Raw genomic sequence first — 13,203 nt, 5'->3', positions numbered from 1 at the left:
ACTCTCTAACGGCACGGTGATTTCGGGCTTCCCGGCGGCAATTCAGTACCTCGGCAACGCCACCCTCGCAGGTATTCCCGTGGCTCTGCTGCTGTTCATCGTGGTTGCGGTGCTGCTGTGGGTATTGCTGGAACACACCACGCTCGGGCGTAGTCTTTATCTGATGGGATCCAACGAACAGGCGACCCGCTACAGCGGCGTGAATACCGTTCGGGTGCAGATTTCCGTCTACGTCATTTCCGCCCTGCTCGGCTGGGTGGCCGCAATCTTAATGATGGCGAAATTCAACTCGGCGAAGGCCGGATACGGTGAGTCTTATCTGCTGGTCACTATTCTCGCCTCGGTGCTGGGCGGCATCAATCCGGACGGCGGATTTGGCCGTATCATCGGCCTGGTGCTGGCGCTGGTTGTGCTGCAAATGCTGGAAAGCGGCTTTAACTTGCTGGGGATCAGTAGCTATCTGACGATGGCGCTTTGGGGCGCGGTACTCATCCTCTTTATCGCATTACAGAATCGTAGAGCCTGATTTCAGGAGAAAAATTATGGCGAGTTACTTTATTGGTGTGGATGTAGGAACCGGCAGCGCTCGCGCAGGGGTGTTTGATCTCAACGGCAGAATGGTCGGTCAGGCCACTCGCGCGATTGAAATTTACCGCCCGCAGGCCGATTTCGTCGAGCAGTCGTCCGATAACATCTGGCAGGCCGTCTGCAACGCGGTTCGTGATGCCATTAATCAGTCCGATATCAACCCCATTCAGGTGAAAGGGTTGGGATTTGACGCCACCTGTTCGCTGGTGGTGCTGGATAAGGAGGGCAAACCGCTGACCATCAGCCCTTCCGGGCGCAGCGAGCAAAACATCATCGTGTGGATGGATCACCGCGCCATCACCCAGGCCGAGCGTATCAACGCGATGCACCATCGGGTGCTGGACTACGTAGGCGGGATCATCTCCCCGGAAATGCAGACGCCGAAACTGCTGTGGCTGAAACAGCATATGCCTAACACCTGGGCCAACGCGGGCTACTATTTTGATTTACCCGACTTCCTGACCTGGCGCGCCACCGGCGACGACACGCGTTCACTGTGTTCCACAGTGTGCAAATGGACCTACATGGGCCATGAAGACAAGTGGGATGCCAGCTACTTCCGCGAGATCGGACTGGAAGATCTGCTGGAGCACGATGCGGCAAAAATTGGTCGCTATGTGAAAACGATGGGCGAACCGCTTGGTCACGGACTGACTCAGCGCGCCGCCAGTGAAATGGGGTTGATTCCGGGCACCGCCGTCAGCGTGTCGATCATCGATGCCCATGCGGGTACCCTCGGCACGCTTGGCGCCTGCGGTGTCTCTGGCGAAGTCGCTGACTTTGACCGTCGCGTTGCCCTGATTGGCGGCACCTCAACCGGTCATATGGCGATCTCAAAAGAGCCTCGCTTTATTGGCGGCGTCTGGGGTCCTTACTATTCCGCCGTGTTGCCGGAATACTGGCTCAATGAAGGCGGACAGTCCGCGACCGGCGCGCTGATCGACCACATTATTCAGTCGCACCCTTGTTACGATACGCTGCTGGCGCAAGCCAAAGCGCAGGGGCAAACCATTTATGAAGTGCTGAACGCGCTGCTGCGTAAAATGGCAGGCGAGCCGGAGAATATCGCCTTTCTGACCCGTGATATTCATATTCTGCCCTACTTCCACGGCAACCGTTCGCCGCGCGCCAATCCGACGCTGACCGGGGCGATCAGTGGGCTGAAGCTTTCCCGCACGCCGGAAGACATGGCGCTGCACTATCTGGCAACCATTCAGGCCATCGCGTTGGGTACGCGTCACATCATTGAAACCATGAACCAAAGTGGGTACAGCATCGACACCATCATGGCCAGCGGCGGCGGCACCAAGAACCCTATCTTTGTGCAGGAACATGCCAATGCCACTGGTTGCGCCATGCTGCTGCCGGAAGAGAGCGAAGCGATGCTGCTCGGTGGCGCAATGATGGGCACCATCGCCGCCGGCGTGTTCGAGACCTTCCCGGAAGCAATGTCGGCCATGAGCCGGATAGGTAAAACGGTCACCCCGCAGACCAATCGCATTAAGCAGTATTACGACCGTAAATATCAGGTGTTCCACGAGATGTATCAGGATCACATGAAGTACCGTCAGTTGATGCAGGGGGACGCATGAGTAGCCCATGGCAACAGGCCACCGATACCTGGACCCTCTACAGTGAGGCGCTGGCCGGTCTGGGTCAGCATTTGAGCGAACCGGTCTGGAATGCATTAATGACGGAATTGCGTGAATGTCAGGGGAAAATCGTGGTCACCGGCGTCGGCACCTCTGGCATTGCGGCGCGTAAAATCGCCCACATGCTCTCCTGCGTTGAGCGCCCGGCGATCTACCTTAACGCCACCGATGCCGCGCACGGCGATCTCGGTTTTTTACGAGCGGACGATCGGATGATTTTACTCTCGCGCGGCGGTAACTCTGACGAGCTCACGCGCTTATTGCCAGGCCTTGCGGCGCGCAACGTGCCGATTATCAGCGTTACGGAAAACGCGGATTCCGCCATTGCAAAGGCCGCCCGACTGGTGATTTCCACCGGCGTCCAGCGCGAGGCGGATCCACTGAACATGCTGGCGACCACCTCCATCATGCTGGTGATTGCGATCTTTGATGCTGCCTGCGCCTGCCTGATGAGTGAAAGCGGCTATACCAGAGAAACACTGCTGGCCGTGCATCCGGGTGGTGATGTCGGGTTAACCCTGCGACAGGATCGTTAATCCATTAATAACCTTTCAGCCTCGTCTCCCCTGGCGAGGCTTTTTACTGCACAATCTGAAGATAAAAACGCGGAAAATCCTAATAAAGCGCTGCGTTAAACTCTCTTACACGGTTGCACACGTGAAAAATTCTGTGACCTCTCCCTGCATTCCTGACGCAAAACATTTCATTCGTAATGGCTATGGAAAAACTTTAGCTATTCTTATCTAACATACCTAAGGGAGATCCGACAGATGATGACAACGCTTGCTCCGCCATCTGTACTTTCTGCTCCCCAGCGCCGTTGCCAGGTTTTGCTGACGCTTTTCCAGCCGGGGCAGATTGCCACCGCGGAAATGTTCAGTGCGCTAAATGGTGTCGATGATACTGTTGCCCGTGAGGATATTGTCGAAACGGGACTGGAGATCCAACGCTATCATCGACTTAGCATCAGCACTGGTCCGAATGGGTGCTACCGGATCGAAGGTACTGCGCTTAACCAACGCCTCTGCCTCTTACACTGGCTCAGACGCGGCCTGCGTTTGTGTCCGGCGTTCATTAATCAACACTTTGCCCCCGCCCTCAAAATTGAGCTAAAACAGCGGGGGATCCTGCGCACGCTGTATGACGATACCAATCTGCATGCGCTGATTAACCTTTGTGCGCGTCGTCTGCAAAAGCCGTTCGAGTGCCGGGACATCCAGTTCCTGCGCCTCTATCTGCAATATTGTCTGTTGCAGCATCACGCGGGGATCTCGCCAGAATTCAATCCCGTCCAGCAGCGCTGGGCGCAATCCTGCGCTGAATACGCGTTAGCGCAGGAGATTGGCCGTCACTGGCAGCGTCGTGTCCGCAAGGATGCGCCATTAACGGAATCGCTGTTTATGGCGCTGCTGTTTTCGATGGTCCGCATCCCGGACCCGATTCGCGATAACCACCAGCAGAACCGGCGGTTGCGCCTGGCGATCGCCCGCCTGATCCTGCGTTTTCGCGAAATGGGCGCAGTGCGTTTTAACGACGAGCAGGGGCTAAACGATCAGCTCTATATCCATCTGTCCCAGGCGCTGAACCGCTGCCTGTTTTCGATTGGCATCGATAACACCTTGCCAGAAGAGTTCGCCCGCCTCTATCCGCGTCTGATGCGTACCACCCGCGATGCGTTACGCGGGTTTGAAGAAGAGTATGCCGTTGAGTTTTCTGAAGAAGAGACGGGACTGGTGGCGGTGATTTTTGGCGCATGGCTGATGCAGGATAATGACCTGCATGAGAAACAGGTCGTCTTACTGACCGGTGATAATCCGCAACTGGAGCAGCAGATAGAACAACAACTACGTGAACTGACGCTACTGCCGCTGAACATCAAGCCATTGCCGATGCGAACTTTCCAGCAGGAAGGCTCACCGCGCGGCGTGGCGCTGATTGTTACCCCTTACGCCACGCTGCTGCCGCTCTTTTCACCCCCATTGATTCATGCGGATCAGGCGCTGACGCCACATCAGCAGCAGCAGATCCGCAAGATGCTGGAATCAGGCTGAAGCGGCCACTTTTGGCCGCAGTACCATAGCCGGCAACGCCACCAGCGCCATCACCCAGAAGACGCCGTTGCCCAGATTCTGGTACAGGAAGCCAGCAAACACGGTCATGATGGCAATGCTGCCGCCCATCGCCACAGCAGAATAGACCGCCTGCAGACGAATGACTTCGCTTCCCTGACGCGCCGCAATATAACGCATCGCCGCCAGGTGGCAGACGGTAAAGGTGCCACAATGGAGGATCTGCACCACAATCAGCCACGGCAGCGCCGTCGTCCAGCCCATCAGTCCCCAGCGAATCACACCGCAGATGGCGGAGAGCAGTAACAGATCGCGGGCGCTAAAGCGGCGGAACAGCTTATTGCTCAGGGCAAAGATGATCACTTCTGCCACCACGCCGAGAGACCAGAGATAGCCGACCGCCGACGCGGAATACCCCGCCCCCTGCCAGTAAATAGCGCTGAAACCGTAGTAGGCGGCATGCGCCCCCTGCAACAGACAGACGCAGGCCAGAAAGCGCCAGCTTTGTGTGACCAGCGAACGCCAGGCGGGCCAGCCAGCGCTCTCCTGGTGACGGTTTTCCCCTTTGGGCAACACGCTGGGGCGAATCAGCATTCCCAGCAACATTGAGGCGACGCCCAGCGTCAGCAGCGCCAGAATCGCCCGGTAATCAAACAGGCTGACCAGTTTGCCGGTTAGCGCCGAACCAATCACAAACGCGACCGATCCCCACAGACGCACCCGTCCATAATCCATGGTGATCTGCTTTTGCCAGGTATTCGCCAGCGCGTCCGTGAGCGGCACCAGCGGCGAGAAGAAGAGGTTAAAGCCGACCATTACCACCATCAGCCAGGCGACATGGGTTCCGGCCCAGAAGGCCAGCGCAAAGATCAGCGTTAGTAGCGCCAGAATGCGTAACGCGGAGATCAGCCGTGATGGATCGCTGACCCGCGGGGCAATGATCAAACTGCCAAGAAAACGGGCGACCAGACCAGCGCCCAATAAGAGGCCGATCGTCTCCGGCGTGAGGCCAAGCCCTTTAAGCCAGACGCTCCAGAAGGGAAGAAAAATCCCGTAGCTAAAAAAATAGGTGAAGTAACCGAGCGCCAGCCAGCGCGTGGAGTGCAAAGACATGATCCCCTCCCGTGTGGAGGCGATAGTCTGGCGATAAACGCAGGCTGGCGCAAGTGAACATTAACAGCAACATAACAACGTTTTGTCGCTAATCAACGCGAATCTCCATCGCGAATCGGCACTGTTCTCCAGAGCCTAACATCCGCAATCCCGGCTGCCCCGGCATGTGGTGGGCATTCACCGGATGCGTCTGCGGTTCCAGACAAAGAAATGACTCACCTGGCATTCTGAAAAGCATAAGCCAGGGAGTTTGCGCAGAAATCGTGACACGCATCACATTACGTTGAATGATCGCCTGCCCACTCCAGCCGGAATACCCCACATTTAGCCAGCGATCCGCGCCATACTGCGCCCTGGTAAAATCAGCCTCCGTCGGCAGTTCACTCTGCCAGGCCAGCGGCAAATGGTGCTCGCCTTCCGGCCAGTAACCGCTGGCAGAAAACTGCACGGTGCTTCGCGCATCAAAGACAAAAAACGGGTGGAAACCGCAGCCGTACAGCATGGGGCGCTTGCCCAGATGGGCGATCGTCAGCGACGCCCTGAATACTGACGCGTCAAGCACATACTGCAGTTCCGCCTGATAATCATAGCCACATGCCAGTTGATTGCGCAGACGCAGCGAACAGCTATCATCGGTCGCCGCCGTCACTTCCCAGCGTTTAAGCCAGCCGTCACCGTGCAGGAAAAACGCGTCGTCGGCCTCATATAACGGCAATTGCACCTCGGTTCCGCGCTGGCTGAAGCGGTTACCGGCCACGCGATTGGCAACCGGCAGCATCGGAAACAGCCCGCCATCACCGGCGGTTTTTCCCTCGCTTTCGCGTAGAACCGGTTGTTGATGTTGTAACGAAAACAGCGACAACAGCGCGCCGCCCTGAGGATCCACGCGCATCCGCAGATGCGCGTTATGCAGCGTCAGCGGCGTGGTCATCAGCGCACGCTTTTTGGCTGTGCCGACGGGCTGGCTTTCAAATGTCTCGCCGCCAGTTGTTCTTCCAGCGCTTCCAGCGTTACGCCTTTTGTTTCCGGTACATTACGCAGCACATACACATATCCCATTGCGCAAATCACGCCGTAGAGCAGGAAACTCCCGGCGGCACCCAGCCCGGCATTGAGCAGCGGGAAGGTATAGGTCAACAGGAAACAGGCAATCCACAGCGCCAGCGTACCCAGCGACATCGCCAGCCCGCGCACGCGGTTAGGAAAGATTTCAGACAGCAGCACCCAGGTGACCGGTGCCAGCGTCAGGGCATAAATGGCAATGGCCGCCAGCACCAGAACCAGCACCGGCCAGCCCATAATCCCCATCCCGTAGGCACCGGCAATCAACACATAAATCACCGTCAGGCCGGATGCGCCGAACAGCATCAGCTTGCGCCGGCCAATTTTGTCCACCAGCGGCAGTGCGGCGAGGGTAAAGACCAGGTTGATAATGCCGGTAGCAACGATCGATTTCAGCGTACCGTTGATGTCGAAACCGGCAGAGGCGAAAATTTCCTGCGCGTAGTTAAAGATCACGTTGATCCCGCACCACTGCTGGAAGACCGCCAGCACCATGCCGATGATCACGATCGGTTTGATCTGCGGTTGCAGCAGCGTGGACCATGCGACTCTGTGATTATCTTTGAGCAGCGTGTGTTCGATCTCTTTTAGCGTCTGTCCGGCGTACTCCGCAGAGCCAATGCGTTGCAGCATGGCACGCGCACGCTCCGGTTTACCCGCCTTCACCAGCCAGCGCGGGGATTCCGGGACGAAAAACATCAGCACCAGAAAGGCCAACGCGGGAACCAATTCCGCGCCAAACATCCAGCGCCAGCCCATCTGCCCGTTCCAGCTCTCAACAATTGCCTGCTGTGTCGCCCCTGTGGCAACGGGTTCAGCGATCATCAGGTTGATCAGTTGCGCCGCCAGCACGCCAATGACAATGGTCAACTGGTTCACCGCCACGAAGCGCCCCCGTTTTTCCGCCGGGCTGACTTCGGCGATGTACAGCGGGCTGAGCGCTGACGCAAGACCAATCCCGACGCCGCCAACGATGCGGTAAATCACGAACATGTCGAAGTTGCTGGCAACGGCGGTTCCCCATGCCGAGGCGCTGAACAGAATAGCAGAGAGGATGAGCGGCATTTTTCGACCAAATTTATCGGCGCACCAGCCCGAAATCAACGCGCCAAAAATACAGCCCACCAGCGCGGAGCTCATCGCCCAGCCCGACTGCGCCGGATCGGTTATCGAGAAGTACGCTTCATAAAAAGGCTTTGCCCCGCCAATCACCACCCAGTCGTAGCCAAACAGCAAACCACCACAGGCTGCGACCAGACAGATGGTCCAGACGTAGCCGATTTTCAAATGTGTCTGCGCGTTATTCATTATGATTCCTCTTTCAGGGAAACGCAGGGAACAGTAGGTTTCCGGTGGCGTTACCGCCACCGGTTCAGGGTTTAGTGCAATAACTCCAGTCTGATGACATGGCGCAAAAGCAGAGCTTTGTCATGCGCCGGGTTCTGTTGCAGAAGTGCGTCAAGCGCCTGCTGGCAGGCGGATAAATCCCCAAGCCCCAGATGCCCCAACGCGGTAATAAACAGGCAGTGCTGCTGGTGCTTTGCCTCCGCCGGCGTATCGAGCACCACTAGATCCGGTAATGAGACGGCGAAGAAATCCACCTCCGGCACGTGGTCACGTTGTGATGTCACCCATTGCAGGAAGCTGCGGAAAAGTTGCTCTGCGTCGTCACGTTCACCCAGCTGTTTCAGCGCCATGCCCTGCCAGAAGAGATAGTCCACGGGCTGATCGTTGTAATAGCGTCCGGCATCCAGCGTGCTTCCGCCACGAGTGGCGCGGGCAAAGTAACGATGCGCTTCGTCATGATATCCCTGACGCTGAGCGCAATAGCCCAACAGATACCAGATATCGTTATCGGTTTGTCCGGGTAAGCGCCCTTCCCCCAGGTTATGCGGATAGATCAGCGCCTGTTGTAGCAGACTGACCGCGTCGGAGAATTCCTCTTTGCCGATCGCCGCCAGCGCCCGATGCATCTGGTTCAGCAGGTACTGCCCGGTCGCTTTCCCCTCGCCCCCTTCCCAGGGGTGGAATACGCGCTCGCCAAGCACCTTCGCGGCATCATCGTAGTGGCCCAGTCCGTTCCACAGGCTGAGCAACTCCACGGTTAAATCGTCACGCTGGAACACCACCGCCTTACGCGATTCCAGCTGTTGCAGACGCTGTTCGGCAGGCGTCGCCAGGAGTTTATTGAGGTAATCCAGTTCAAACAGGAAACGGGCGTTATCAGGTTCCAGCGCCACGGCCTGCGACAAATACTGGTGTGCCTTGACGGCATCGTGCTGTTTGTTCCACGCATAAATCCCCAGCAGACGGTGCACAGGCGCAAATTCAGGTTCCTGTTGCAGGGTAAATTGCCAGCAGGTAAGCGCCTCTTCGTAGCGGCGTTTGCTGTACCAGAAGCAGCCCAACAGATAGCGAGCGTAAGCACTATGCTCCAGCGTTTGCAGCATCTGTACTTCGTCGAGGGTATTCGGGAAACGTACCCGGTTAGGCAGGCAAGCACGCGCCTGGGCGATGAACGGCTGCGGATGGTCGCTCAGCGACGCCCGCCACAGCAACGGCAGCGTTTCCTGACTGTCCAGCAGTTCCAGCAGTTCGCGGGCTGCAGCTTTTTGACCGAAAGAGAGTAGCCATCCTGCCAGTTCGCAGGCGTTAGTACCTCGGCGACCGGTAATGGCGATAAGCGCCGTTTTCGACGGTTCATCCCGGCGTATCGCCCAGCGGGCATAGTGCAGCACGTAGCTAAGCGGATAGTCATTAAGCTGCTGCTCGATGTACTTCAGCGCCTCAGACGTGCGTCCCAGTTCTGCCAGTACCAGCGCTTTCAGTCCCATCGCCAGATTGTTGCTGCCGTTAAAGCGCAAACTCTGCGTCACTTTTGCCAGTGCATCTGCATGATCGCCACGCGCCATCGCAAGCCGGGCCAGTGCCCAGAAGGCCGCGTCGCGACAGTTTCCGCTCCAGCTCGCCTTGTAGTAATGATCCCAGGCCTGCTGGCAATCGCCCTGGCGCTCCCGCGCAGCGGCTAACAGCATACTGGCTTCACCATCGCGCGGGTTTTTGTTCAGGTGATGCGCCCGCGCTAATGCCGCTTTCGCGCAGCGTTCAGCTTGCGCCCAGTCAGCCTGGTTCAGTGCCAGCGTCCCCAGCGCAACGTTGTTGCGGTAATCCAGCGGATCCATTTCCAGCGCCCGGCGATAGTAATCCCCGGCGTAACGACTGGCGTGGTTGTACTGCTCCAGATGCTGACCGATAAAGTAAAGTTCATCAGTGTTAGATAATGCCTCCGGCTGTGCCGGGGCCGTTGCCGCCGAGGGCAGCGGCAAATCGTCAGCAATATGCTCTTCGTATTGCAGCAATGTCTGACCGTCGTGACGGGTGACCGTCATGGTGATCCGCGCATAGCCCGAATCGGCAAGCGTCGTCAGCCAGCTTTTCCCCGGTGCCAGCGTCAGCGTGGTTTCGAAGAAAGGCGCGCCGTCTGCACTGAGCGTCACTTGCACATCCTGCAATGGCGCAACCGCATAGACACCAACGGACAGCTGGCTTTCATCACGCACCAGTCGCAACGCCAGGTCGGTACTGGCGTTTTGCACCATTCCTAATTCACTGTATGGCAGGAAGTTCTGGACGAATACCTTCTCTTCATAAGGTGCAAGCCAGGTGAAATCCGGCTGGTTGTCGGTAAACACCCCGGTCATTAATTCGATGTACGGGCCATTCTCATCGGTCAGGTTACGATCCCAGGCCACGCCAAAATCCCCGTAGCCCCAGCTCCACTGCTTTTTCCCCGGCGAGATGTGATGATCGGCAACATGGAGCAACCCGCCGCGCTCACCGTGATGCCAGGCACCGACAAAATCATAGTCCGATTTTTCCGCCATGTACGAAGTCGGCACCGGCACATTCTTATAGCGGGAGATATCCACCCCTGCCGAGTAGTCAACTTTGTAATAGGTGCCCGTGGCGATCGGAAAAGCGGAGACATCGCGCTTGCCGTGATCGAACACCGCCGTGACATCAGGCGGGAACACGCTTTGATGATCGTCGCCGCCCTTCACCGCCGGGTTCGCCCACCATAAAAAATGACGTGGCGTGGCGTTGCCGTTGAAGACTTTACCGGTGATTTCTATCAACGCACGATCCGGGTAGAGGGTGAATCCAGTCATCACCTGCAGACCGCGCATCGGCTCCACTTCACCCATCCAGACGGTTTGTTCGCCGTGTTCCCCTGCCCGCTGTGTAAAATCTACCGGCATAAAAGTGGTGGGGCGATGGTGCTGCGGCCAGTTAAATTCGATCCCGCCGGAGATCCACGGCCCCAGCAGGCCAACCAGCGCAGGCTTCACCACTTCGTTGTAATAGACAAAATCGCGCTGCTGCACTTTGTCATACGCACGGTGAATACGCCCCCCCAGTTCGGGCAGCAGCATGACGCGGATAAAATCGTTTTCCATCCACACGGCCTGGTAATCGCGCATCTCGCGCCTGCCGGTCAGGGTGTCGATCACGCCGTAGGGGTAAACCGCACCTGAGGAGCCCTGATAAACCCGTTTTTCCAGAAACATCGGGTTCGGATCTTCCTCACCCACCGTCCAGGTCGGTAGTGAGAGGGTTTCCTGCCAGACCTTAACTGAACCGTACATGCTGCCTCCACTCAATAAACAAAAGTAAAATGTCATCTTGTGGGTATTGTGTGGCAGTTAACTGGCGGTAAAATGCGCAATGCTCACGCAATATAGTTAAGGGAGTTAAGTGTATGCAGCGTTCGGGATTCAATAACGCCCGTGTCAGACAGGCGAATAAACAGATCTTCCTGTCGCATTTGTGGCGCGAAAAGCAGCTCAGTAAATCGCAACTGGCGCAGCTCACCGGCCTGTCGATTCCGGCGGTGAGTAACATTCTTGAAGAATTGCTGGACGAAGGGCGGCTGTGCCACTCCCGTGAAACGCTGAGCCAGCGCGGACTCAGCAGCGGGAGTTTTCATCTGCCGGTACAGGGCGCGTGGACGCTGTGCATGAACGTCACCCCGACCAGTCTGACCAGCCAGCTGGCCGATGCGCGTCTGGTGGCGGTTGGCGACTGGCAGCATGAGGTGATTAACGCCGCGACGCCTGACGCGCTGCTTGCCGCAATAGCCAACCACTGGCGGCGCTGGCGTCAGCGCTATCCCGACACCACGATCAACCTCGCGCTGGGCGTCCACGGTCAGGTGGATCCGATCACCGGTGCATCGAAAACGATGCCACAGGCGCCGTGGAAAACGCCGGTGGAAATCAAGTATCTGCTGGAGGAACGACTCGGTATACAGGTCCGCCTCGACAACGACTGCGTGATGCTGGCGCTGGCGGAAAAGTGGCAAAACCCGGCGGCCAACGAGGACTTCTGCGTGATTAACGTCGATTACGGCATTGGCTCATCGTTCGTCATTCACGACAATATCTGGCGCGGTAGCCTGTACGGCAGCGGTCAGATTGGGCATACCATTGTTAACCCCGACGGGATCGCCTGCGACTGCGGTCGTTACGGCTGTCTGGAAACCGTCGCCTCCCTGAGCGCGCTGAAAAAGCAGGCCAGAGTCTGGATGAAGGCGCAGCCAGTGCCGGGAAGGGATCCGGAAACGCTGACCACGGATTTACTGATCGACGCCTGGCGCAAGGGTGATGTACGCATTCAGGCATGGGTGGAACATGCCGCCAGCGCGATTGGTTTAAGCCTGTATAACTTTCTTAATATCCTGAATATCAACCAGATCTGGCTGTACGGACGCAGTTGCGCCTTTGGTGAATCCTGGCTCAATACGCTACGGCAACAGACGGGGTTTAACCCTTTCGATCACGGCGATAACCCGCGGGCGAAAGCGACGCAAATTAGCGTTGGCACGCTGACCCGCGCCCAGCAACTGATGGGCATTGGCTATCTGTACGTGGAGTCGCAACTGAACGAAATATAAGCTTATGGCGCGAATGGCGAGGCTCGGGGTTGTGTAGTAGTTTTAAAGTACGTTACTCATGCTAATGAGCCTGCTATGAACACGTTACGTTATTTTGATTTTGGAGAATCACGCCATCTGTTTTTATTGATTGCCCGTATTGCGCTGGCAATTCTGTTTATTATTTTTGGCTTTCCGAAACTGACAGGGTTCGACGGTACCGTACAGTATATGACGTCTCTCGGTACCCCTGCGCCGATGCTTGCTGCGATCATTGCCGTTGTTATGGAGGTTCCGGCAGCGATACTGATTGTGCTGGGCTTTTTCACGCGTCCACTGGCGGTTATTTTCGTTTTCTATACGCTGGGTACCGCCGTGATCGGTCATCACTTCTGGAATATGACCGGTGATGCGGTGGGACCGAATATGATTAACTTCTATAAGAATGTCAGTATCGCAGGCGGTTTCCTGCTGCTGGCGCTGACGGGGCCGGGCGCGATTTCCATTGACCGGCGCTAAAAAGGAAAAAGGCCGCATCGGCGGCCTTTTGCTTGCAGCAAAACGGAATTATGCGTAAACCGGGAAGCGTGCGCAGATATCCAGAACTTTCCCTTTGATGCGCTCAATCACCGCTTCATCATTGATGTTGTCCAGCACGTCACACATCCAGCCCGCCAGCTCTTTCGCTTCCGCTTCTTTAAAGCCGCGACGCGTAATGGCCGGAGAACCGATACGGATACCGGAAGTGACGAACGGACTCTTCGGATCGTTCGGCACGCTGTTTTTG

At 57.0% G+C, this 13,203-nt stretch carries 10 protein-coding genes and 1 pseudogene; 6 read left to right on the top strand and 5 right to left on the bottom strand.

Annotation, left to right across the window (positions count from 1 at the left end):
- The 4 genes from AB7E14_RS11310 to csiE form a co-directional block, all read left to right on the top strand.
- A partial coding sequence (locus AB7E14_RS11310) for an ABC transporter permease (protein WP_428169527.1) occupies positions 1-526 on the top strand: 526 nt, incomplete at its 5' end.
- A 16-nt stretch (positions 527-542) separates the two neighbouring features.
- Positions 543-2,180, top strand: a complete 1,638-nt coding sequence (locus tag AB7E14_RS11305; protein WP_042999809.1) for an FGGY-family carbohydrate kinase — start codon at positions 543-545, stop codon at positions 2,178-2,180.
- On the top strand, positions 2,177-2,776 hold the full coding sequence (locus AB7E14_RS11300) for a KpsF/GutQ family sugar-phosphate isomerase (protein WP_058586956.1): 600 nt from the start codon (positions 2,177-2,179) through the stop codon (positions 2,774-2,776). The genes AB7E14_RS11305 and AB7E14_RS11300 overlap by 4 nt, the downstream gene beginning before the upstream one ends.
- 234 nt (positions 2,777-3,010) lie before the next feature.
- Positions 3,011-4,291, top strand: coding sequence for a stationary phase inducible protein CsiE (csiE, locus tag AB7E14_RS11295; protein ID WP_316962744.1), 1,281 nt, complete (start codon positions 3,011-3,013; stop codon positions 4,289-4,291).
- On the opposite strand, the gene AB7E14_RS11290 is transcribed toward csiE, so the two are convergent.
- The 4 genes from AB7E14_RS11290 to AB7E14_RS11275 form a co-directional block, all read right to left on the bottom strand.
- Positions 4,283-5,422: a 3-phenylpropionate MFS transporter gene (locus AB7E14_RS11290; RefSeq protein WP_042999806.1), complete on the bottom strand. Its 1,140-nt coding sequence runs from the start codon at positions 5,420-5,422 to the stop codon at positions 4,283-4,285. The two genes, csiE and AB7E14_RS11290, sit on opposite strands and share 9 nt — an antisense overlap.
- 88 nt (positions 5,423-5,510) lie before the next feature.
- Positions 5,511-6,353, bottom strand: coding sequence for an aldose 1-epimerase (locus AB7E14_RS11285; protein ID WP_316962745.1), 843 nt, complete (start codon positions 6,351-6,353; stop codon positions 5,511-5,513).
- The gene (locus tag AB7E14_RS11280; protein ID WP_044327566.1) at positions 6,353-7,792 is read right to left on the bottom strand and encodes a sugar porter family MFS transporter; all 1,440 of its coding nucleotides are present in this window, start codon (positions 7,790-7,792) and stop codon (positions 6,353-6,355) included. The genes AB7E14_RS11285 and AB7E14_RS11280 overlap by 1 nt, the downstream gene beginning before the upstream one ends.
- A 71-nt stretch (positions 7,793-7,863) precedes the next feature.
- The gene (locus tag AB7E14_RS11275; RefSeq protein ID WP_316962746.1) at positions 7,864-11,130 is read right to left on the bottom strand and encodes a DUF5107 domain-containing protein; all 3,267 of its coding nucleotides are present in this window, start codon (positions 11,128-11,130) and stop codon (positions 7,864-7,866) included.
- A 113-nt stretch (positions 11,131-11,243) separates the two neighbouring features.
- On the opposite strand from AB7E14_RS11275, the gene AB7E14_RS11270 reads away from it, so the two are divergent.
- Together AB7E14_RS11270 and AB7E14_RS11265 are read left to right on the top strand one after the other, a co-directional pair.
- Positions 11,244-12,437, top strand: a complete 1,194-nt coding sequence (locus tag AB7E14_RS11270; RefSeq protein WP_044327568.1) for an ROK family transcriptional regulator — start codon at positions 11,244-11,246, stop codon at positions 12,435-12,437.
- A gap of 75 nt (positions 12,438-12,512) precedes the next feature.
- On the top strand, positions 12,513-12,935 hold the full coding sequence (locus AB7E14_RS11265) for a DoxX family protein (RefSeq protein WP_042999801.1): 423 nt from the start codon (positions 12,513-12,515) through the stop codon (positions 12,933-12,935).
- A gap of 48 nt (positions 12,936-12,983) precedes the next feature.
- Here AB7E14_RS11265 and AB7E14_RS11260 read toward each other — a convergent pair.
- A pseudogene (locus AB7E14_RS11260) lies at positions 12,984-13,203 on the bottom strand (serine hydroxymethyltransferase); the annotation flags it as partial.

The organism is Citrobacter sp. (genome assembly GCF_050252275.1).
Lineage (GTDB): Bacteria > Pseudomonadota > Gammaproteobacteria > Enterobacterales > Enterobacteriaceae > Citrobacter_A > Citrobacter_A amalonaticus.
The sequence above is the reverse complement of the archived record's forward strand: the minus strand, read 5'-3'. Positions and strand labels throughout refer to the sequence as shown.